Raw genomic sequence first — 22,748 nt, forward strand, 5'->3', positions numbered from 1 at the left:
CCGATGATGCTGCATCCCGTACTGCCGCTGCTGCGCGTCGCCGAGTGTCCGTCCCCGACTCCCAGATGCCCGTGAGGATCTGATGACTTCCCTGATACAGGACGTGCTGCTCTATGCGCCGTCCGCCGGATTCGTCGCCGCGAGCGCGGTCGCGGTGCGCTATCGCGGCGCTCGGGCCAGCGCCCTGCGGCAGGTAGCGGCGCGGGACGAGGAGGCCCGGCACCTGGCCAGCACCCGGCTTCCGGCGCTGGTGTACGCCTCGCAGAACGGCACCGGTAACTCCGCCTCGCCCACCGGAACCACACTGCACCAACAGCTGGCCAAGACCGAGACCGGCGTGGCCTACCGGTCGGTCCTGGACCAGGTCGATGCCGCGCTCAAGGCGGCGGACACCCGGGCCGAGGCGTCCTCCCGCGCCGCTGTGCAGGCCACCACCAGTTCGCTTCAGCCGCTGGTCTACGACATACAGACCGCGATCACCCACCTGCTGGCCACCCAGCACGACGAGGAGATACTCGCTCGGCTCCAGCCACTTGACCACTCCGCGAGCCAGCTGGCCCGGCGCCTTCAGATCCTCGCAGTGATCACCGGGAAGTGGCCGGGCCGTCAGCGGGACGATGTTCCGATGCTGGACGCGGTGCGGGGAGGCGTGTCCCGCATTCGTGACTACCTCCGGGTGAAAGTTCCCCGGGAGTTCCCCTACTACCTGGGCAGCCGGTTCGTGGAACCGGTGGTACTGGCGGTGGCGGAGCTGCTGGACAACGCCGCCCGGCACAGCGCGCCGCGGACGCCGGTCGAGGTGTCGTTCGTCGATGCCCACCAAGGCATCAGCATCGAGATCCACGACGCCGGATCCGGCATGACGGCCGAAGTACGCGAAGAGGCAGCCCGGCGCCTGTCCGGCCAGCATCCCGTCCAGCTCACGAAGCTGCACACACCTCCTGCCTTCGGGCACCTGGGCGTGGGCGCGCTCGCCCGGCAGTACGGCTTCAGCGTGCGTCTCGACCAGGCGCACTCGGTCCACGGCGGGACCCGAGCCGTCGTCTTCGTGCCCCGCACCATGCTCGCCGCGCCGCCGGCCGAGACCCCTGCGCCCGGCACGAGTCAGCCGACCCACGCGGCCTCCCCGACCGTCGGCCACAGCCAGCCCGTCACGAACGGCGGATACCAGGTGACGCCCGACGGACTCGCGGCCCGTGGCCCGCGGCGCGGAGGTCCCCGCCACAGGGCTCCGGAACTGGTCGCCCCGGAGCCCCCGCCCCCGGGTTCCGGCCGCGGGTTCGCCGCGTTCGCGCAGGGCACCCAGTCCGTGCACAAGACCACCACCGAAACCCCCACCGCTCCCGAGGAGCCGACGCGATGAACCCCTACCCGGAGTTGAAGCTTCGCCCCGACCTGAGCTGGATCCTCGATGAAATCGTGCAGGTCCCCCATGCCCGGCACGCCGTCCTGCTGTCCGCCGACGGGCTCGCGGTGTCGGCCTCACAAGGCGTCGGCCGGGAACTCGCCGAAAAGATCGCGGCGACCACGACCGGGCTCCAGTCCCTCAGCCGCAACGGCGCCGAATTCGTCAGCGACCTGGACACCCCCTGGCAGCAGACGATGGTCCAGTACCGAGACGGCTACCTGTTCGTCATCGCCGCCGGCAACGGCTCGTATCTGGTGGCCTCGGCCGGCAGCGCCGTGGAGATCGACCACTTCTCGTACACCATGGCCGCCAACGTCAAACGCCTGAGTGACGCGCTGGCGGTCGATCCACGACCGTCCGCCGAACAGGGATGACGTCCACAGGGCACGGCAGTGACCCGCTGGTGCGGACGTACGTGGTCACCGGCGGCCGTGCCGCCGCCTCCCGCAACACGTTCGACTTCGTCACCCTCGTTGCCCTGTCTCCCTATTCCCCTCAGCCCAGCCGCGCCCAGCTCAACCACGAGCAGAACGCGATCCTCGACCTGCTCGCCCGCAGCGCCCAGTCGGTCGCCGAACTCGGCGCCCTGCTGGATCTGCCCATATGCGTGGTCCGCATCCTGCTCGCGGACCTCATGGAAACCGGACACATCACGACCGCGGGGCGCATCCACGAAGCCGCCGGAGCCCCCGACCGAATGATCCTGGAGGCCGTCCTTGAAGGGCTGTACAAGCTCTGAACCCGCGCCTGTCCTGCGCGGGACCGAGCTGACCAGGAAGATCCTGGTCGCCGGGGCCCTGGGCGCCGGGAAGACCACACTGATCGGCAGCGTGTCCCAGATCAAGCCCGTCACGACCGAGGAAACCATGACGAGCGTGGGCGCGGACGTCGACCGCACGGAGCTGCCCGGCAAGACGAAGACCACGGTGGCCATGGACTTCGGCCGCCTGCACCTGAACGACAACCTCGTCCTCTACCTGTTCGGGGCACCGGGGCAGCCCCGCTTCTTCCCCATCCTCAAGGACCTGGCCCACGGTGCGCTCGGCGTGCTCCTCCTGGTCGACACCCGCCGCCTCGGCGACACCTATCCCATCCTCGAACTCATCGAGGACCTGGCCCTGCCGTACGCGGTGGTCGTCAACCGGTTCGACGGCGCTCCCGAGCCGACCGCGGACCGGCTGCGCGCGGTGATGCGCCTGGAGGCCACGACCCCGGTCGTGGCCTGCGACGCCCGCGTCCGCAGCAGCTGCCGTGACGCGCTGGTCGCGCTTGTCAAACATCTCCTCACCCTGACGCCGGAGCCCAGCCGATGACCACCCACCCCCAGCCCGGAGTCCCGCAGTGCCCGGTGTCCGCGCCGGCCCCGCCGCCTGACAGTCCACTGCCGATCTTCGGCCCGGCCTTCAGCGCAGACCCGCACGCCACCTACGCCCGCCTGCGGGCGCAGGGTCCGGTCGTTCCGGTCGAGATCCAGCCCGGCGTGTACGGATACCTGGCCGTCACGCACGGGGCCGTCGGATACCTCCTGCTCAACAACCCGACCCTGTTCGCGAAGGACCCCGTCCACTGGGCGGCTCTCCAGCGGGGCGAGATCCCCTCCGGCAGTCCGGCGCTCATGATGATGGGACCGCGCGACAACGCGCTGTGGAAGGACGGCGCCGAGCACACCCGGCTGCGCGACGCCATCACCAGCGCCCTGGCCCGCGTCGACACGTTCGCACTCGCCGATTCCGTCGCACGGATCGCTGACCAGCTGCTCGACTCCTTCGCCGCGGCCGGGCGCGCGGACCTCATGGCCCAGTACGCGGGCCCACTGCCGATGCTGACGGTGATCGATCTCCTCGACTCCCCGTCCTCCTCCCGCAGCGAGCAAATCGTCCAGTCCTCCCTCGGCGAACGCATCGTCAACGCGGTGACCCGCCTCTTCTCCGCCGGCCCCGACGACGCCGCGCAGGCCAATGCCGACCTCGAAGGGGCTTGCCTGGAACTGACCCGCCTCAAGCGCGCCCACCCCGGCCCGGACGTCATCACCTACCTGATCCAGGGCGGGCTCAGCAACCGCGAGATGGTGCAGACACTGCTCCTCCTCTTCGGCGCCGCCGCCCCGCCCGAAAGCGAATACATCGGCAGTGCCCTGCTCGACATCATCACCGACTCCGAGTCCGGCGGAAGCGTCCACACCGGCGTCCGCCCCGTGGCCGACACCCTCAACGCCGTGATGTGGAAGAACCCGCCCGTCGCCAACTACCACCCCCTGTACGCGCAAGGCATTCAATGGGTCCAGGGCATGCTGGTTCATCCCGGCTATCCGATTCTCTGCTCGTACGCCGCCGCCAACAGCGACCCGGATCTCTTCGTCGGCACCTCACCCGGAGCTTTCGCGGGCAACCGCGCGCATTTCGGTTTCTCCGCCGGCACCCACGGCTGCCCGGCCCCGGGCATCGCCCGGGTCATCGGCGAAATCGCGGTCGAACGCGCCCTCGACCGTCTGCCCAAGCTCGCTCTCACCGTCGCCCCCGCCAACGTGCCCACCCTGCCCGGGCCGTTCCTGGCCGGGCCCGCCGCCCTCCCCGTCTCGTTCCAGCCCGACACCACTCGTCTCGCCCTGCCCGGAAGGTGACGCATGACCACCACCCAGCCCCCCGCCACCGGATGCCCCTACCCCCTTGACCCCAAAGGCTCAGACATCCACGGCGAAGCCGCCGCCCTGCGCGCACTCGGCCCGGCCGCCCGCATCCTGCTCCCCGGAGAGGTCCCCGCCTGGTCGGTCACCGACCCCGGCCTGATCCGCCGCCTGCTCGTCCACCCGGACATCTCCAAAGACCCCCACCGCCACTGGCCCGCCTACATCAACGGCGAGATACCCGACGCCTGGGCGCTGAGTACGTGGGTCGACGTCGTCAACGCGCTGACCGCCTACGGTGCCGAGCACGACCGGCTGCGCCGGCCCCTCCAGGCCGCGTTCAGCCCTCGGCGGGTCAGGGCCCTCATTCCGCAGATCGAGGCCATCACGCACAGCCTCCTCGACGACCTCGAGACGGCCGGTCCGGACGAGGTCGTGGACCTGCGGGCCCGGTTCGCCTGGCTCCTGCCGCTGCGGGGCGCCAACCTCGTACTCGGTGTTCCCGAGGAGTTGCACGGCCCCTTCCGCGACGTGATCGGACTGCTCTTCGCCACCAACCTGTCCCCCGAGGAAGCGCAGGCCGCCCCCGCCCGCGTCTACAGCCTCATCGCCCGGCTGATCGACGCCAAGCGCCGGGACCCGGGGGACGACGTCACCTCCCTGCTCATCACCGAGCATGACGGAGGCGAGCTGACGGAACAGGAACTCGCCGACAGCCTCCTGCTCCTGATCGGCGCAGGACACGAGACGACCGTCAACCTCCTCGACCACGGCATCACCAACCTCGCCACCCACCCCTCCCAACTCGCCCTCGCGACCACCGGCGAGATCCCGTGGGAACAGGTCGTAGAAGAGACCCTGCGTCACCAGGCGCCCATCGCGTCGATTCCCCTGCGCTTCGCCGTGCGCGAGGTCATCGACGGGCCCACAGGTCTCACATTCGCCCCGGGCGATGCCCTCGTCATCAACTACGCGGCCGCGGGCCGCGACCCGGGCCGCCACCCCGACAACGCCGACGCGTTCGACGTCACCCGGGACACCGCACGCGACCACCTCGCCTTCGGCCACGGCTCCCACCTGTGCGTGGGCGCCGAACTCGCTCGCATCGAGGGCCGCATCGCCTTCGACGCCCTCTTCGACCGCTTCCCCGCCCTGCGTCTGGCCGTCGAACCCGAAGACCTGACGCATCTGGAGAGCTTCATCTCCAACGGCCACGAACGCCTCCCCGTCGTCCTCGGCCCCGCCACCCGCTGACCCGCAGCCCTCGACCAGAAAGACCCAGATGTACTCGATCAACGTGCAGGACGACACCGGCAGCAACGAGGAGTTGGCCGGGCAGATCACCACCATGCTCACCAACGCTGCCCCGTACGTGGAGAAGTCCACCGGCCTGCCTCTGCCGGAGACCGTCGCGGTCACGCTGGTGGATCGCGAGGGCCTCGGCACGGCCCTCAGCGCCTTCGCGCGCCGCCAGGCCGAACGTGAGACCGAGGGCGTGAAACTGACCGCGGCCCAGCAAAGGAGGGTCGACCTACTACCCATGGTCACTCGGACGGCCGCCCACCACTTCTGGATGACCGATGAGTCCGAACTGATCTCCAACAGCATGGGCCGCCCCACCTCGCTGCTGGTGCCTGAGAGCCTGGAACACCAGGGTCTGAACACCCCTGACCAGCTGCTGGTCCTGCTGGTCCGCGCCCTCGCCAAACAGGCCCAGGTCGCGGCATGCGAGGGAAACCTCATCCCGCCCCTGTTCTATCCCATAGTCCAACCCTCGCAGGACGCCGTCACAGCGCTCAGCGACGGTCACGCGCGCTGGACGAGCAATGAGGTCACTCCCCTGATACTCGGCAGGGCCGTCGTCCGCAACCAGCGCCGTCGGCCCGGGGCATATCTGGGGCAGCGGCTGCTGGGCCGTCTCCTCTCAGCCTGTGAGGAGAGACGGATCAGAGGCGCCGTGACCTTTGTCGGCCAGTCCCTGTCGGCCGTCGGTCCGGAGCGCTTCAACCGGGTGTGGTCAGTGGATGGGCTGGTCCCCACCCTCGTCGAACTCCGCCGCCCCGCCCAGTGGGCCAGCCGCGTACCTGCCTAACCCCCTCCCACCCCGGGGAAGACCACCGCCCCGGCTTGGTCCTCGTCATCACAGAGCTGATCCGGCGGCACCCGAAGTCCCCCCGTGGTGATGCCCGCTGTCGGTGGCGGACACCACCACGGTCCCGGCCGCGCCGCAACGCGCCCCGGGCCTCCCCGCCCTGCGGCTTCCCTCCACCCGCGGCCAGACACAACACCCTGGAGACCTTCTTGCCCATCCCATTCGACACAAGCGTCCCCAGTTCGGCACGCATCTGGAACTACTGGCTGGGCGGCAAGGACCACTTCCCCGTCGACGAGGAGGCCGGCGACGCCTATCTCAAGACGGCGCCCCAGGTAGCGGACATGGCCCGCGAGTCGCGCGCCTACCTGGTCCGTGCCGTTCGTTTCCTGACCGGCGAACTGGGTGTCCGTCAGTTCCTGGACATCGGCACCGGTCTACCGACGGCCCAGAACACCCACGAAGTAGCCCAGGCCATCGCCCCGGACGCCAAGATCGTCTACGTCGACAACGACCCGCAGGTCCTGGCCCACGCCAGAACACTCCTCTACAGCACGCCCGAAGGCGTCACCGACTACGTCGACGCGGACCTGCGCGAGCCCGAAGCGATCCTCGAAGCCGCTCGCCAGTTCCTGGACTTCACTCAGCCGATCGCCCTGATGCTGATGGGCATCCTCGGGCACATCGAGGACTACGACGAAGCCCGCGCGATCGTCGGTCACCTCCGGGAATCCCTCCCCGCCGGCAGCTACTTCGTGACCTACGACGGAGTCGACGAAGACGACGCCCTCCGGGAGGCCCAGCAGGGCTACGACGACACCGGAGCCGCCCCGTACGTCCTGCGCAGCCCCTCCCAACTCGCCTCCTTCCACGGCGACTTCACCCTGCTGGAACCCGGCATCGTCTCCTGCCCGCTGTGGCGTCCCGATCCGGACAGCTCCCCGAAGTACACGGACATCTACGGAGGCGTCTCCCGCAAGGCGTAACACCTCCGTTTCGCCGACCGCCGCCGAATACCGCTCTCCTGATCCCGCTTCAATGCCACCGGGTGCGTCTCCGCCATCGCCGGCTGGGCCACATCGTGCCCCGGATCGGAATCCGAGCCCCCGTCCTCGAACCCGCTGCTCGTGCAGCCCTGCAATCCAGCGTCGGACGCAGCAATACCCCGAGATACAGGAATGAGTATGGGCTATCGCTACACCACCAAGAAGGAGAGATCGGAGCGAATTGACCAGGCCCTACGCGCCCGGATCGCCAACGGCATTTGGCCGCCCGGCCATCGTTTCAGCTGGGCTCAACTGTTCGAGGAATTCTCTCTGAATTCGTGGGATGTGGGGGCCGTCCTTTCTCCCGTCCTTCGGGAAATGCGTCTAGACGGGTTGATCGAGCCACGTCCATATATCGGCTGCCGGGTCGTCATTGAAGGGGATTCCTGGAGCCCGCCCGCCGAGTATGCCGATCTGCCTCACGATGAGTACATCGAACGTGTCCTCCGCGAGCGCCTTCACGACGGACTGAACGGCAAGGGGATCTATGGGCCGGGTGAACAGTTCCCACCGCTCGTTCACCTGGCGGAGGAGTTCGGCGTATCGCCAGCTACAGTCCGCAAGGCAACCACTCCCTTAAAAAGCCAGAATATTCTGGTACTGGTCGGAACGAATCGCACCTACGTGGCCCCGGATCTAGCAAAGTTCTCTGCCGAGGAACTACTGACGCCTTCCGAGCGCCGCAAGCCGGGGAGTACGAAATTAGAAGCGTTTGGCGAGTTGCACACCCTGGCCGAGTGGTCCCGACATCGCCGTTGCCGGGTCGATCTCAAAGTGCTCTACAGTAGATACGAAAAGGGTTGGGACCTTGAGAAAACCTTAGTTACGCCCAAATCATTCAGCCAGGTCCACCCGCCCAAACCGTGGGCATCTGGAGAGATCACCGTAAAGGGCGCCTATACGAGCGCGCGGCGGATTATCCTGTCTCGCATCTCCGACGGAACATACCCCTCGGGGACGGTCATCCCGTCCGCCGACATATCGAATCGGTTGGAAATATCCGAGGAGAGTGTCCTTGCGGCTCTCCGCGATTTGCGCGACGTAAAGATAGTCGACCACCGTACAGGGATCGGATTTTTCACAGCCATTACCTCCGAATCCCCTCGCGCCACCGGCGCACCCCGTTCTGGTTAACGCGCCTCATGGCCCCCATGGCGTGCACCGAAGCGACCGGCCTGGACAAGCACCGTGGACGTGTTGGTCCCGGCAATTGCCCAGGAACTCCTCCCAGCCGTGCGCGGCACCCCGTCCGGCCCGTACGCGCTCGCACAGCCGTGCTGCGCAGGCGGCCCGTCACATACCGCATCCCGTATCTCGTACGAAGAGGAATTCGTGCCCACCCCTGTCATCGATCACGTCGGCAGCAGTGCTCCGCAACTGTGGCCCCACCAGAACGAGTTGGTCTCCGCGGCCGTCCGCACGCTCAGCACCGAGCCCCGGACCACAGGCGTCATGGCGTGCGGTCTCGGCAAGACGAGGGCCGCCTGCGAAGTCGCTCACACCGTCGCTGCCGACGACCGCGTGCTGATCGTCGCGCCCACCATCGACCTGGTCGGTCAGATCCTGCGCGACTGGAGGGACTACCGGGGCGACGCCCACCTCGGCCGTGTCGTCGCCGTGTGCTCCGACGACAGTGTCCTCCTGGACAGCGACGACCAGCCCCTGGTCCACCAGCAGACGATGGTGACCACCAACCCGCACCAGCTCACCGACTTCACCGCTGGCCCTGGCCGGGTCACTGTGGCCGCCACGTATCAGAGCCTGCCGACGCTGGCCGCCGCCCATGCCCACCACGGCCTCCCGCCCTGGCGCATGATGATCATCGACGAGGCGCACCGCACTGCCGGGGCTGCCGGCAAGGCATGGGGCCTTGTCCACGACGACATCGCCCTGCCGGCCGAGCGCCGCCTCTATCTGACCGCGACCCCGCTGATCACCGGCGAGACGGCCGTCAGCATGGACGACCCGAAGATCTACGGGCCCATCTGCAAGACGATCCCGTTCTCCCGCGGCATCGCGATGGGCAAGCTCGCCGACTACCGCCTCATCGTCGCCGTGGCCACCAGCCGCGAGGTGCAGGCGCTCGCCGAGGCGGAGACCCACTTCCGTGTCGGACGGTCCGGCATGTCCGCCGCCATGCTGGCCAAGCAGATCGCGGTCCTGCGAGCCGCACGCGAGCACGACATCAGAAACCTGATCACCTTCCACCACCGGATAACCGACGCCCGCTGGTTCGCAGAGACGCTCCCGGCCGTCGCAGACCTCCTCGACCCCGACACCCGGCCTGCCGGATTCCTCTGGGCCGCCCACGTCCACGGCTCTCAGCAGGGCCAGGAACGGCGCACGATCCTGGACCGGCTCAGCACCCGTGAAGAGGGCCTGACGGTGGTCTCCAACGTGAAGGTGCTCACTGAGGGCGTCGACGTGCCGGCCGTCGACGGGGTCGCCTTCCTCGATCCCCGCCAGTCGGTCGTCGACATCATCCAGGGCCTCGGCCGCGCCCTGCGCACCGGAGGCCGCACGGGCAAGGTCGCATCCGTGATCGTCCCGCTCCTCCTCGAAGACGGCGTCGACCCCGAACAGGCCCTGCTGGGCAGCAAGTTCGGGCCGGTGCTACGGGTAGCTCAGGCGTTACGGGCCACCGACGACACCCTCGGCAAGCGGCTCGACAACGCACGGCAGTCCCTGGGCGCCCGCGACAGCCTCGATCTCCACCTCGACAGGCAGGAGGACTCCGAGCCGCACGGTGACCTTCCCGACTGGCTGAGCATCAGCGGGATTCCCGTGCCGCCCAACTTCGCCCGCGCCATATCCGTACGGATCGTCCGGTCCGCCAGCAGCGCCTGGGCCGAGGGAACCGCCGCGTGCGCCGCCTATCGCGCAGCACACGGTCACCTGGAGCCTCCGCGTGGCTGGACGACTCCGGAGGGACTCCCCCTTTACAGCTGGCTCGAAAACCACAAGAGCCGCTATCGCGACGGCCAGGCGACTTCTGAGGAGATCGCCGAACTCGAAGCACTCGGCATCGTCTGGAACAAACTCGACCGCATCTGGGAGCAGTTTGTCGCGGACCTCGTCGCGTTCCGCGAGGAGAACGGACACCTGGACGTTCCCCAGAAATACGTGACACCGGCCGGCCGGCCCCTGGGAAGTCAGGTGACCACCCGCCGTAACACCTGGGACGGCCTGAGTGTCGAGCGCCAAGTCCAACTCCTCGAACTCGGCTTCATCCGCGACCGGATCGAGCACTACTGGAACCAAGGCTTCGCGGCCTGGCTGGAGTTCAAGAAGGAACACGGCCACCCGATCGTCCCGAAGGACCACATCACCGCCGGCGGACTGAACCTCGGCAACTGGCGCACCATGCAGCTCCAGAAACTCAAGGCGGGCAACCTGTCACCGGAGCGCGCAGAACGCATTACGGCCAACCAACTCCACCTCGACGGACGCCAGTTGCACGAACCTCGTCATCTGCAGGCACTCAGGGGCTACCGCGCAGCGGAGGGCCATACCGAAGTGCCCTGGGACTACGTCACAGCCGACGGGCTGAAACTCGGGTACTGGCTGCGCTACCAGAGAAAGAAGCTGCGCGACAACACCATCAGCGCGGATCTGGCCCGGGAATTGTCCCGGCTCGGCGTACGGGCCGTCATCCGCAAACTCCCGGGACGCAATTGATGCCGGAAAGTCGCGTCACGGTGCCGATCGGATCCGACGAGGCACGGCCCCGGGTTGATCACGGAAGCCGCCCCGGACCCGTCACGGCCAAAGGCGGCAGGCCGCCGGGCCTGCCCTCCTTACGTTCTTGGCCAGAAGGAGCAGTCCAGATCGTGCCCGATGCCCGTCAACTCCCCGCCGAGCAGCAACCGTTCATACCTCTGCAGGTACAGCGTGAGGCCGACGCCATAGCCCGCGAAACGGGCATTGCTCCGGTGATCGCCTACGAGGGCGAGGCCGCTATCCGCATCACGCACCACAACGGCCGCCTGCGGATCGAGGCCCTGCTGCGGCGCAGCAGCAGAGGATGGAAACGCTCCGCCTACCAGCTGTTCCAGGACGGCGAGCGGCGTCCTGTACCGCACTCATGGCCGGAGTACCGCGCGCTGGCCGAGCGTCTGTGCACCGACGCTGACGCTCCAGCAGCCCTCCCCTCCCTGAACCGGATCGGTGATCCCGAGACGCTTCCGATGGAAATCCGCAAAGAACTCCGCCGGTGTGAGGCCCACCTGAACGGCCGGGACGACATCGACGTCTGCGTCGGCCGAGACGACAGGGGGAGGTACGTGCTTGCCGTCACGTCCCCGAAGGCAACCCTGCACGTGGCCTTCGAGACCTGGTACCGCAGCGGCCGGAAAGGCGTCACCACCGCGAGCACCAACTCCGTACGGGTGGTCACCACGGACGGGAAGGACCTCACCGACGAGGTCGAGGGCAAGCTCAACCGGGCACTTGCCCGGATTCTGGCCGGGCATCCCGGCACCCCTGCGGGGGACGCCGACGCGGGACGTGTGCAGGGAGCGCTCGGCGGCGGACCGCAGGACCGCAAAGGCACCGTCCAGCGGGAGTAGCAGCACCGCACACCCGCTGCTCGCCATCCGAGGGCCGCGGGACCTCCAACAGGCAGCCGGGCACCTCCTCGATCGGATGGCAACACCTGAAGTAGCCGGTCGTGCTCAGCAAACCGACCACGCACCGCGCACACAGACCCGGTGGACGTGGCCCCCGCAGCGGGCGACGACGCTTCACCTCCGCACGAACTTCTCCCCCCCAACTTGCTCCGACAAGACCGAGGAACCGACCGATAGTGGACCTGCTCCAGACTCCGCCTCCCCTGTTTGCACACCAGCAGGAAGCAGCGGACGCCCTGACCAAGGGCCTGATCGACTCCAGCCGGGTCACCGCCGTGATGGCGTGCGGGACCGGCAAGACGCGGGTAGGCGCGGAGGTCGCGGGTCTCGTCGCCGACGCCGGTGCCCAACGCCGCCTGGTGGTCGTCCCCACCCTGGAACTGGTTCGCCAGACGATGGCGGAGTGGGCACGCCAGCTCGGCCGGCAACGGCTGGGGCGCGTCATCGCGGTCTGCTCGGACCGCGAGGTTCTCACTGCCAACCGCACCGGCCTGCAGGCCGAACTCGCCGACAGCGACACCCGAGTCGCCAACGACGCCGCCCAGTTGGCGGAACTCGCCTCCGGCCCCGGGGCGGTCACTGTCGCCTGCACCTACGCCAGCCTCCACGTCCTGGCCGAGGCCCAGGCGCGATTTCACATGGCGGCGCCGGACATCGCCGTGATCGACGAAGCCCACCGCACGGCAGGCGCCACGGGAAAAGCCTGGGCTGCCATCCACTACGACGACATCATCACGGCGCGACGGCGCCTGTATCTCACCGCCACTCCCCGGATCCTCGACAGCGAGGGCGAGGGCGTCATCAGCATGGATGACGAAGACCTCTACGGCCCGGTCGCCTACCGGCTGCCGTTCTCGACTGCCATCGACCTCGGTCTCCTCGCCCGCTACCGCCTTGTGGTCCCCGTCGTCACCAGCAATGAGACCCATCAGCTGCTCGGCCGGGACGACGCGTTCCTGCGGATCGGCAGGACCGCTGTGGCAGCCTCCATGCTCGCCAAGCAGCTCGCCGTACTGCGGGCCGCCCATGAACACGGCATCCGTCGCATGATCACCTATCACGGCACCGTCGCCGAAGCGAAATGGTTCGCCAGGTTCCTGCCCCATGCCCACGCGCTGCTGCCGCCCGACCAGCGTCCCGCTGCTTTGGCCGCCGAGCACGTCCACGGCAGTCAGAACGTCGCCGAGCGGCGACAGGCGCTGGACAGGCTCGCAGGGCAGGAGGACGGCCTGGTCGTCGTCTCCAACGCCCGCGTCCTTTCCGAAGGCGTCGACGTTCCCGCCGTGGACGCCGTCTGCTTCCTCAGCCCGCGCAGCACGATCGACACCATCCAGGGGACCGGGCGGGCCATGCGGCTCAGCGACCGCAGTACACCCAAAACGGCGACCATCATGGTGCCGGTCTTTCTCCAGGAGGACCAGGACCCCGAGACGGCGCTGAGCTCCACTCCTTTCGGCCCGGTCTGGCAGACGGTCCGGGCCCTGGCCTCGCACGACGAATCGCTGCACCGGCAGCTCGAAACCGCCCGCCGCTCCCTGGCCGCCCCCGCCGCCGACGGAACGGTTGACCTCGGCGCCGGCACCGAGGGAGAGCTGCCCGAGTGGCTCTCCTTCACCGGCATTCCCGTCCCTGCGGACTTCGCCGACGCCATCGCCGTACGGACCGTACGCGCGACCACCACCGTCTGGCCTGAATACCTCCAGGCCGCCGAGACCTACCGGGCCGAACACGGCGACCTCCGCGTGCACGAGGACTACCGAACCCCTACCGGCCTGGGCCTGGGCCGCTGGATCACATACTTGCGCAAACTGCACCAGACGGGAAAGCTCTCGCCTTCCCAGATCGAGGAATGGGAGGCCCTCGGAATGACGTGGTCGGTTCCCGACCAGAAACTACAGGAACTGATCCAAGAGTTGAGAGAGTTCAAGAAGCAACACGGCAACCTGGACGTCCCGAAGAGCTACACCGTCACGAGAGGGAACCGCGAATACACACTCGGCCAAATATGCGCCTCCCTGCGCACGTCCTACAGAAACGGCCAAGTGCCCGAAGGCAAGATCGCGGCACTCGACGCGGAGGGGTTCATCTGGGACCGCGCTGAGTACCTCTGGAGCCAATTCGTCGCGGATTGCCGCGAGTTCATGATCTGGAACGGCCACCTCGACATACCTCAGAGATACGCCCTGCGCGGCCGGAACATCGGCCAGCAGGTCGCCGGATTCCGCTTACACCCGGAACGTCTGACGCCCGGGCAGCGCCACGTCCTGGACCGCATCGGTTTCGTCTGGGACGCGCTGCAACACCGCTGGGACCTCAACCTCAAAGCAGTCACCGAGTTCAAGTCCCGGCACGGGCATCTGGACATCCCGAGCACTTACATCATCGAGAAACCGATCCGTCTACGCCCACGGACCTGGATGTACACCTGCATCCAGATGTACCAGCAGGGGAAACTCAGGCCGGAGCGGCACCAGCAACTCGTGGCCCTCGGGATGGAGTTCCCGGAGAAGACAGCATGAGGAGAGCCAAGTCCCCTGCCTATAGGAGGCGCAGTGGACGCGCGAGAGACGCCCGTACTTACCAGGCCCCACCCGCTGCGGTAGCGCTGGCCCGACTGCTTCCTCGCACGCGCATACGCCTCCCGGCCTCGCACCCGCGTCGGGGAGAGCCTCCACACCCGGTCCGACGGCCGGCACGCGCTCACCACCCTGCACCTGAGCAGAATGCTCCGACGCCGGGTCTCCTGCTCCGTGTTCGAATCCCGCCCACAAGACCGTACGGCGGGCCCGCACCACGACGAGTGGGACGGCCTGATCGTGCAGGTACGCGGCGCGAAGAACTGGCGCCTCGGGGCCCGGACCCGGCATACCGGCTCCAGCTCACCACCCGCCCCGGTGAACTACTGCTCCTGCCCCGCGGTGTCCGCCACGACGTGACCACACCACAGCACTCGATCCACGTCCTGCTGGCCATCACCGATCGCCCCCTCGGCGGGCACCCCAGGCCCCTGCGCCAGGGCGCCGCCTGACGGGCGGAAGACCTTCTCATGCGTCGGCCGCCGCCGCGTCCGGCGCAAGAGATGCCGCACACAACCGCAGATCCGAAGGAGACACCGTGTCGCCTGCCACCACGAAGAACTGGTTCACAGACCCGCCACCCCGCCGGGTGGGGGTGCACGCCGTGATCACGAGAGGCGACCGGCTTCTGATGGTCAACCGCCTCGACAAGATCAGAGTCTCTCGATGGGGGCTGCCGAGAGGGTCAGCCGGACCGGACGAACTACCGCGACAAGCCCTCAGCCGCACCCTCGACGAGAGGCTGGGCCTGCGTGTGACCCCCGGCCGATGGCTCGCGGTCGACCACGTCCCAGCGAGGCCGGGCAAACACGTTGAGGGAACCAACTGGGTGTTCGAAGTCCAGCTCCCCGAGAACGTCGAACCGGCCATCGCCGAAGGCGGCGTCTTCGCTGAAGCTCGCTGGGCCGAGCGTACGGCCATTGGAGAACTCGCCGTCGACCACGCGCTGCGGCGGATCGAACAGAGCCTGCTGGCCGCCGAGACCGGAGGGGTGGCGGAGCTGTACCTCGGTGTACCGATCCAGAGCATCGGCCCTCACCGCCCATGAGTCCAGCCAGGGCCGGCACGCTCCCATGCCTCGCTCCCTGGAGCGTGTCTCCCAGAGGTGTAGTCGCTCCGGTTAACCGCGTACTGCTCACCATCCCCAAGCTGTCCGCCCCTGTGCCCGTCTGTGCTGCCACGGACGGGACGGGCTTCGCGTCGCGGTCGCTCAGACCCGATGGCACCGTCGCATTTCGTGGCGTGGGGGTGCCGGTCCTCGGCGATTCGGCCACGACCGGGACCCCCGTGCGCCGCTCAATTCAGGGATGTGCGACGCCCGTGCCCCGTAACCGCGGGGCGGGGACGCGACTCAAACACGCGTGTTCGAAACCAGCGGCCGGCTCGTTGTCCCGGTCATCATCAGTCATCCCCAACCCGGCCTGTCGGCCGCCCTGTTGGCGATGAATGCCTGTGTCCACCGTCCGTGCCCGCACCTGTACACGCTCGTTCGCTCGCAGCGCCGAACGCAGGAGGAACCATGCGCCCCACCCCCGTTTTCGCTCATCCTGTCCCTGGACGGCCCGAGGCCGCCTGGACGGCTGTTCGTTCCCGTGTGCCGGTCGGTGCCGGTGTTGCCGTGTCGCCCCTCGCGGATATGTCACGTCCGACACCGAGGTGGGGGGCATGAGCGTCGGCCATCCGATCCCGCCCGCCCTGCGGGAATGGGCCCAGGGCATCGTCGGCCCGGTACGGTCCGAACGCAATGTCTCCCACGACCGCCCCAACTCCCGCGTGTGGGAACTGACCTGCGACACCGGGCGGGTCTTCGCGAAGCTGTCCCCGAGCCCGGCGTTCTTCGCCCGGGAGACCCGCGCCCTGCGCGAAGTCGCCCCCGGTCTTCAGTCGGGCACCGTCCCCCTGCTTCGGGGAACCGACCCGCATCAGCGGGCGCTGCTCCTCTCCCCGGTCGCGGGCCGCCCGGTGAAGTCGCTCTCCCTCACCCCCGCCGAGCAGCACGCCCTGCACCGGCAGGCCGGCAGCTGGCTGCGGCGCTTCCACGGCGGAGAGAACGATCTCTGCCTCCAGGACCGCCGGGACGCTGTCGCCGAGATCGCCCGTGCCGCTGGCGGCGCCGACAGGCACCTGGAACGGGCCGGTGACCTGATCAGCCCGACAGAACGGCAGACCGTTCGGCGGCATGCCGCCGCGCTCGAACACATCGGTGCGCTGCCCGCCGGATACATCCACGGAGACTTCCAGGCACGCAACTGGCTGCTGGACACGGATCGCGGGCACAGCGTCGGGGCGGTGGACTTGGAGCGCGCCCGCCCGCACGCCGTGGTCGCCGATGTCATCCCCCTCGCCTGCGGCCCCTGGGCCGAGCATCCCGTTCTGGGGGAGGCGTTCTGGACCGGCTACGGCCGGGAGCTCACCGGCGAGGAGGAGCGGGCACTGCGCTGCCTGTCCGCGCTGGATGCGGCGAGCGCCATCTCCTGGGGGGTACCCAATGGCGATCGCGAGATCGTCGAGCGCGGGCGGGCGACGCTGGCCCGGCTGGAGGTGCAGGCAGCGTGAGCGATCCGTATCTGAGTCCGGCGAACGTGATGGTGCTGGTGGTGCGCGGCGACGGGCGCATCCTCGCGGTGCGGCACAACGCGACGTCGAAGACCAGCGCGAACCAGGTCACCGTGGTCGGCGGAAAGCTGGAGACCGGCGAGTTCCTCGACGAGGGCGCCCTGCGTGAGCTGGCCGAGGAGACCGGGATCCATGTCGCCGCCGACGACCTGGAGTTCGGCCAGCTGGTGCACTACCTCGACGCGGACGGTATGCGGGTGATCGGGGCCGTGTTCGTTGCCCACCGCTGGCAGGGAGAGCCGCACAACGCCGAGCCCCACAAGCACGACCAGATCCTGTGGATCGATCCCGGAGATCCGCCCTCCGACTGCCACCCCTACACCCGGCAGGTCCTGGAGAATTTTTGTGCCGGCCGCCGGTTCGGCACCATCACCGTCCCGGCGAGCGGAGGTGGCTCGTGAACCGCGACCTCGTCCCCGCCCAGAACACCCCGCCCAACGCCGGACCAACTGACCGCGGCACGCGGACGGTCGTGCCGCCGCCGGCGCCGGCGGAGATCCGCTATGAGGGCCGGTACGCCAAGAACCCGCTGGACGAGGCGTCGTTCGGGCAGATGTGCGCCCGGCTGCCGCGGGTGCTGGGACAGACCGCGCGGATGGCGTGGGCCACCGACCGGTCCGCGGTCCTGCTGCTGGCGGGCTGCACGGTACTGACCGCCGTGGCTGCCGGCCTACTGCTGACCTACACCCGCCACGCCATGCAGCCGATCCTGGCCGCCGGGCCGGTGGCCGAGCGCCTGCACCAGGCGCTGCCCGCACTGCTGGGCATCGCCATCGCCGCGGCAGCGGGCCGGATCGCGAGCGCGCTCTCCTCGTACGCGGACGGGCGGATCACACCAAGGCTGACCACGGAAGCCGACAGTGCGCTGGTCGAGGCGGTGTGCCGGGTGGAGGCCGCCGCACGCGCCGAGGACGGCTTCGCGGACCGTCAGGAGGCCGCGGAGATGGGCGTGGTTCGTGGCCATGTGATGGTGCAGGACGCCACCCGCTTCGCCGCCGCCGTGGCCCGCATGGTCACCGCGAGCGGGGTACTGCTGGTGCTGAACCCGCTGATGCTGCCGCTGCTCCTGCTCGCCGTCGTGCCCGCCGCCGCGGGCGCGATCCTGCACGCGCGCATCAACTACGAGACGCACTACGCCAATGTAGGGGACCGCAACGTCCGCCAGAACATGCGGGGTTGGGTGACCAGCCCGAAGTTCACCGACGAGATCCGCGCCAACGGCATGGTCCCCTACCTGGGGTTCTGGCACCGTACGATCTCCGAACGCATCGACCGGCGCACCCTGGGCATGGCGCCGACGATGCTGCGGGTTGTGCTGGCCAGTTCCGCGATCGGCGGCGTCTTCCTCACCGTCACCTGGGCCGCGCTCGCCTACCTGGCCGCCACCGGACGCATCGAACCGGCGATCGCCGCCACCGCGGTCGTCGCCGTCCAGACCACCCTCGCCGCCCTCAGCCAGCTCGTCATCAATGGCGCCGCCATGTTCCACACCGCCCTCTACCTGGCCGATATGGAAGCCTTCCTCGCCTTCGCCGCCGAACGCGCCCCGAAACGCGGCGAGTTGGCCCTTGTCGGGCCGGTGGAGGAGATCCACCTGGACGAGGCCGTCTACCGCTACCCCGGCAAAGAGACGCCGGCGGTGGCCGGGGTGTCGCTGACGGTGCGGCGCGGGGAGATCCTCGCCGTGGTCGGCGAGAACGGCTCCGGAAAGTCCACCCTGACCCGTCTCCTCGCCGGGATCTTCCTCGCCGACCAGGGCACCGTCAGCTGGAACGGCCACGACCTCACCAGCCTCGACCCAGACAGGCTGTGGGAGCGCTCCGGACTCGTACCGCAGAACTTCGCGCAGTGGCCGCTCAACGTCCGCGACAACGTCACCCTCGGCCAACCCCGCACGTTCGACGACGACTTGGTGTGGCAGGCGCTGGAGGCGGTCGGCCTGCGGGAGGCCATCGAGGAACTGACGCACGGCCTGGACACGCTGCTGGCGCGGGAGTTCTGGGGCGGCACGGAACTGTCGGGCGGGCAGTGGCAGCGCCTGGCGTGCGCGCGGGCCCTGTACCGGCAGCCGGAGCTGCTGATCCTGGACGAGCCGACCAGCCAGATGGACGCCCGCGGTGAACACGCCATCCTCGAACAGATCAAGTCGATCGCCGGCGGCCGTATGACGATCGTGGTCACCCATCAGCTGGTCAACACCCAGATCGCCGACAAGATCATTGTCATGACGCGCGGCCGGATCGCCGAGCACGGCACCTACGACCAACTCGCCTCCGGCGGCGGACTGTTCGCCGAACTCCTCGCCCTGTCCACCGACCGATGACCCGCCCGTCGACCGAACGGCGCGAAGGAGCGACTCCGTTGGGATACGCAGAGCAGGAAGAGTGGAACACCCACTACGCGCAAGACCGGCGCTTCCGCTCCCTCGGGGAGACGGAACGGGCGCTGCTGGCCGAGCACGTACCAGCCCCCGGCGACGGTGGCCGGGCCCTTGACGTCGGCTGCGGTCTGGGTGAGTTGGCCGTCCACCTGGCATCGGCGGGCTACACGGTCGACGCCGTGGACTGGGCCGACAGCGCCCTCGACCACGCGCGGGCCACCAGTCCGGCCGGTGTGCGCTGGCTGCGGCTCGACGTCGAGCGGGACGACCTCGCACTTCTGGAGGAGAACACGTACGACCTGATCACCCTCCGGCTCGCGTACACATTCCTGGGCGACCGCACCCGCATCATGCACGACCTCGGGCGCCGGCTGCGCGAGGACGGCGCGATCGTCGTGATCACCCCGCTCGCCGCGCACACCCCGGCCAAGAAGCGGGACATCGCCCTGGACGAGCACGAGATCAGTCTGCTGAGTGCCGGATGGGAACAGGTCCAGCGCTTCGATACGGACGGGCTCGCCGTGGTGATCCTGCGCAGCCCGCGCCTCAACCAGATCGCAGTAGCGGAAAAACACAAGCCCGCCGCGCACGCAGTGACGGGCGCCTGCGCGGTGGTGACCGACGTCCACGGCCGGGTCCTGCTGGGCCGTTCCACCAGCACCATGTGGGAGCTGCCGGGCGGGCGTACGGAGGGATCCGAACCGTTCGAGCAGGCGGCGGTGCGTGAACTGGCCGAGGAGACCGGCCTGATCGCCGAAGTAGCCGACGGGCATGTGCTGAGCATGCTCTGGGACGACAACCAGGGCATCTCCCGCCTGACCGCCGTGGTCCGCATCACCGCCCATTCCGGCACGCTCGCCTGCCGCGAGCCCGACAAGTTCACACGGTGGGAGTGGCACCCCCTGCACACCCTGGCTCACCTCGACCAGATCTTCGCCCCCTCCGCGCAGGCGCTGGATGCCGTCTGGCCCGGCGTCCTCCCCGGCCTTGCCCCCGTGCACGCCTACCCGCACGCGATCATCCACCCGCGCGTGGACGGCGAACCGGCCCAGGCCGTGCGACTGAGGCAGGACATGACCGCGAAGGTCTTCGCCGGCGGGTGGGCGCCCTCGAACGAGGTCCGACAGGCCCTGCGGGCAGTGCCCCGTCACCGGTTCACGCCCGAGAGCCCGTTGACCACGGCGTACGACGACGACCTCGCCGTCATCACACGCCGCGACGACGAAGGGCAGGCCACCAGCTCGGTGTCCGCGGCCTGGCTCCAGGCCGACATGATCGAAAGCCTCCACCTGGAGCCCGGCCTGACCGTGTGCGAGGTGGGATCCGGCGGCTACAACGCCGAACTCCTCGCCCACGTCCTCGGACCGGTCGGACGGGTGGTGAGCGTCGACATCGACCCGTACGTCATCGCGCGCACCCGCCGGTTCACCGCCGAGGCCGGTAGCGGCCGGGTCAACGTGCTGCTCGGCGACGGACGTCTCGGCGCACCCGGCCACGTGCCGGGCGCCGGGTTCGACGGCTGCGTCATCACTCACAACTGCTGGGACATCGCCCCCGCCTGGCGCGAGCAGCTCGCCGAAGGCCGGTACTTGGTATTGCCGTTGGAGATCCACGGTTATACCCGCGCCATCACCTTCCAGAAGCACGGCGACGTGCTGCATGCCCGCGGCTTCACGTTCTGCGGGTTCGTACGGGACCTCGGCAGCGCATCCCGCACCACCCCGGTCGCCGATGTGCGCGGCGGGGAGCTGCAACTGCGCTTCGAGGACGGCGAACCGGCCGACGTGTCCGGGATCGAGGACGCGCTGCGCGGACCACGGCACGAGGTGCCCACCGGCGTGACCGTCGCGCCCCAGGAGTCCTTCGAAACTCTGCAGCTCTATCTCGCCACCACCGTGCCCGGCTTCTGCCGCCTCGCACTCGACCGCGACCGGGACATCGCCATCGCTGCCGTGCCCCGTGGGGCCAACGCACCCGCCGTGCTCGGCGACGGTTCCATGGCCTACCTCACCCACGTCCCGGTCACCGACACCGCTACCTCCGAGCAGGGGCGGGCCGAATTCATCGCCCACGCCTACGGCCTCAATGGTCCCCGGCTCGCCGAACAACTCGCCACCGCGGTGCGCTCATGGGACCAGCACGTGCGTCCCCACGGCTACCCCGAACTGACCGTGTTCCCCGCAGGCACCGCCGACCGGGACCTGCCCACCGGGCACGTGCTGGACAAGCCGCACAGCCGCCTCGTCTTCACCTGGAACAACGAGGGTTCCTGACCGGATCCGATCACGTACCCAGCCACGGCCCAGGAGTCGGCCCCGCGTTCTCCATCCCGGCCGGCCAAACCAGGACTCGCCCACTACGGCCCAGGCAGCCGGCAACCACAGCACCACCTCGACCACGTCGGAAACGGAGAGTGCAGATGAACTGCGAGGAACTGGCCAACGTGACGGCCTGGACGGCGTACGGGACGCGCCACCTCGAACGATCCACCGCCGTACCCGAGGTCGACCGCCTCACCTGGGGATTCTGGCCGACCGGCCCCGGTGTCGAGGTTCTCGGTGATGTCACCGGCCACCGGGTACTGGACCTCGGCTCGGGCCTGGGCAAGTACGCCGCATACCTCGCGCGCGAGCACGGCGCCCTGGTCGACGCCGTCGACGTGTCCGCGACGCAGCACCAGCGCGCCACCGCACGCTACGGCTCTCAGCCCCGCCTGAACCTGATCCTCGCCGACGCCGTCGAACACCTCCAACAGACCAAGCCGTACGACGTCATCTACTCCATCCACGGCCTCGCCTACATCGACCCCCGACGGCTGCTGCCCGCCCTCGCCACAGCCCTGGCACCCGGAGGGCGCCTGGTCTTCTCTGTCCTGCACACCAACTCCGACGGTTTCGGCCCCTCGACGGCCGTCGCTCCACGGCCCGAGATTCTGCCGCTGGCCGGCGGCGGCCAACTCGGGGTCGACATGTGGGTGCTGGTCCCGGCCCTGTGGGAGAACCTGTTCGTCGAGCAGGGCCTCGTCGTGGACCAAATCGACATCCTCTCCGCCCCTGACGAAGACAATCCTGTCGCCTGCTCCCTCTTCCAAGTCTGCCAAGGTGCCCGGTGACAGGTCGGCCTCGCACCAGAGCCGGCCCCCAGAACCGAACGGGGCCTTGGAAGGCGGCGCCATCCTCCACGGCCCAAAGGGCCTGCTCCTCGGCCTCCAGCACCGTGGCACTCACGAACGTCCGGCGGCACATCGACTCAGGCGAGTCGCTGAAACGAGCCGTCGGCCGCGAACTCGCGGAGCAGACGGGCTGCACGGCATGCGAGGAAGACGTGATCCTTCGCGGGACCCTGGTGGACGCGGTAGGTGATGTTGTCCGACTCACGG

General features: G+C 68.9%; 19 protein-coding genes. All 19 read left to right on the forward strand.

Features of this window, described 5'->3' with window-relative positions; genetic code table 11:
* Positions 1-82: 82 nt before the first annotated feature.
* The 19 genes from ACFWP5_RS11225 (at position 83) to ACFWP5_RS11315 (ending at position 22,481) form a co-directional block, all read left to right on the forward strand.
* On the forward strand, positions 83-1,363 hold the full coding sequence (locus ACFWP5_RS11225; RefSeq protein WP_384153758.1) for an ATP-binding protein: 1,281 nt from the start codon (positions 83-85) through the stop codon (positions 1,361-1,363).
* The gene (locus tag ACFWP5_RS11230; RefSeq protein WP_384153762.1) at positions 1,360-1,782 is read left to right on the forward strand and encodes a roadblock/LC7 domain-containing protein; all 423 of its coding nucleotides are present in this window, start codon (positions 1,360-1,362) and stop codon (positions 1,780-1,782) included. The genes ACFWP5_RS11225 and ACFWP5_RS11230 overlap by 4 nt, the downstream gene beginning before the upstream one ends.
* Positions 1,779-2,147, forward strand: a complete 369-nt coding sequence (locus tag ACFWP5_RS11235; RefSeq protein ID WP_384153765.1) for a DUF742 domain-containing protein — start codon at positions 1,779-1,781, stop codon at positions 2,145-2,147. The genes ACFWP5_RS11230 and ACFWP5_RS11235 overlap by 4 nt, the downstream gene beginning before the upstream one ends.
* Positions 2,125-2,721, forward strand: a complete 597-nt coding sequence (locus ACFWP5_RS11240; RefSeq protein ID WP_384153768.1) for an ATP/GTP-binding protein — start codon at positions 2,125-2,127, stop codon at positions 2,719-2,721. The genes ACFWP5_RS11235 and ACFWP5_RS11240 overlap by 23 nt, the downstream gene beginning before the upstream one ends.
* Positions 2,718-4,028, forward strand: coding sequence for a cytochrome P450 (locus ACFWP5_RS11245; RefSeq protein ID WP_384153771.1), 1,311 nt, complete (start codon positions 2,718-2,720; stop codon positions 4,026-4,028). Before ACFWP5_RS11240 ends, ACFWP5_RS11245 begins: the two co-directional genes overlap by 4 nt.
* Before the next feature lie 3 nt (positions 4,029-4,031).
* Positions 4,032-5,285 (forward strand): cytochrome P450, encoded by a 1,254-nt coding sequence (locus ACFWP5_RS11250; protein WP_384153774.1) that lies wholly within the window; start codon positions 4,032-4,034, stop codon positions 5,283-5,285.
* A 28-nt stretch (positions 5,286-5,313) separates the two neighbouring features.
* Complete coding sequence (locus tag ACFWP5_RS11255) at positions 5,314-6,123, forward strand: zinc-dependent metalloprotease (RefSeq protein ID WP_384153777.1); 810 nt, start codon at positions 5,314-5,316, stop codon at positions 6,121-6,123.
* A gap of 209 nt (positions 6,124-6,332) precedes the next feature.
* Positions 6,333-7,109 (forward strand): SAM-dependent methyltransferase, encoded by a 777-nt coding sequence (locus tag ACFWP5_RS11260; RefSeq protein WP_384153780.1) that lies wholly within the window; start codon positions 6,333-6,335, stop codon positions 7,107-7,109.
* Between the two features lie 198 nt (positions 7,110-7,307).
* On the forward strand, positions 7,308-8,303 hold the full coding sequence (locus tag ACFWP5_RS11265; protein ID WP_384153783.1) for a GntR family transcriptional regulator: 996 nt from the start codon (positions 7,308-7,310) through the stop codon (positions 8,301-8,303).
* A 198-nt stretch (positions 8,304-8,501) separates the two neighbouring features.
* Positions 8,502-10,847, forward strand: a complete 2,346-nt coding sequence (locus ACFWP5_RS11270; RefSeq protein WP_384153786.1) for a Helicase associated domain protein — start codon at positions 8,502-8,504, stop codon at positions 10,845-10,847.
* A 152-nt stretch (positions 10,848-10,999) separates the two neighbouring features.
* Positions 11,000-11,737, forward strand: coding sequence for a hypothetical protein (locus tag ACFWP5_RS11275; protein WP_384153789.1), 738 nt, complete (start codon positions 11,000-11,002; stop codon positions 11,735-11,737).
* Between the two features lie 236 nt (positions 11,738-11,973).
* Entirely contained in the window at positions 11,974-14,316 is a 2,343-nt protein-coding gene (locus ACFWP5_RS11280) for a Helicase associated domain protein (protein WP_384153792.1), read from the forward strand.
* 204 nt (positions 14,317-14,520) lie between these two features.
* Positions 14,521-14,733, forward strand: a complete 213-nt coding sequence (locus ACFWP5_RS11285; RefSeq protein WP_384153795.1) for a JmjC domain-containing protein — start codon at positions 14,521-14,523, stop codon at positions 14,731-14,733.
* Between the two features lie 235 nt (positions 14,734-14,968).
* The gene (locus ACFWP5_RS11290) at positions 14,969-15,421 is read left to right on the forward strand and encodes an NUDIX domain-containing protein (protein ID WP_384153828.1); all 453 of its coding nucleotides are present in this window, start codon (positions 14,969-14,971) and stop codon (positions 15,419-15,421) included.
* Positions 15,422-16,038: 617 nt separating this feature from the next.
* The gene (locus ACFWP5_RS11295) at positions 16,039-16,929 is read left to right on the forward strand and encodes an aminoglycoside phosphotransferase family protein (RefSeq protein ID WP_384153798.1); all 891 of its coding nucleotides are present in this window, start codon (positions 16,039-16,041) and stop codon (positions 16,927-16,929) included.
* Positions 16,926-17,390, forward strand: coding sequence for an NUDIX domain-containing protein (locus ACFWP5_RS11300; RefSeq protein WP_384153801.1), 465 nt, complete (start codon positions 16,926-16,928; stop codon positions 17,388-17,390). The genes ACFWP5_RS11295 and ACFWP5_RS11300 overlap by 4 nt, the downstream gene beginning before the upstream one ends.
* Positions 17,391-17,461: 71 nt before the next feature.
* The gene (locus ACFWP5_RS11305) at positions 17,462-19,312 is read left to right on the forward strand and encodes an ATP-binding cassette domain-containing protein (RefSeq protein ID WP_384153830.1); all 1,851 of its coding nucleotides are present in this window, start codon (positions 17,462-17,464) and stop codon (positions 19,310-19,312) included.
* Positions 19,313-19,350: 38 nt separating this feature from the next.
* Positions 19,351-21,642 (forward strand): methyltransferase, FxLD system, encoded by a 2,292-nt coding sequence (fxlM, locus tag ACFWP5_RS11310; protein ID WP_384153804.1) that lies wholly within the window; start codon positions 19,351-19,353, stop codon positions 21,640-21,642.
* 146 nt (positions 21,643-21,788) lie between these two features.
* Positions 21,789-22,481, forward strand: a complete 693-nt coding sequence (locus ACFWP5_RS11315; RefSeq protein WP_384153807.1) for an SAM-dependent methyltransferase — start codon at positions 21,789-21,791, stop codon at positions 22,479-22,481.
* Positions 22,482-22,748 lie beyond the last annotated feature (267 nt).

The organism is Streptomyces sp. NPDC058469 (assembly GCF_042721125.1).
In the GTDB taxonomy this organism is placed as follows: Bacteria; Actinomycetota; Actinomycetes; order Streptomycetales; family Streptomycetaceae; genus Streptomyces.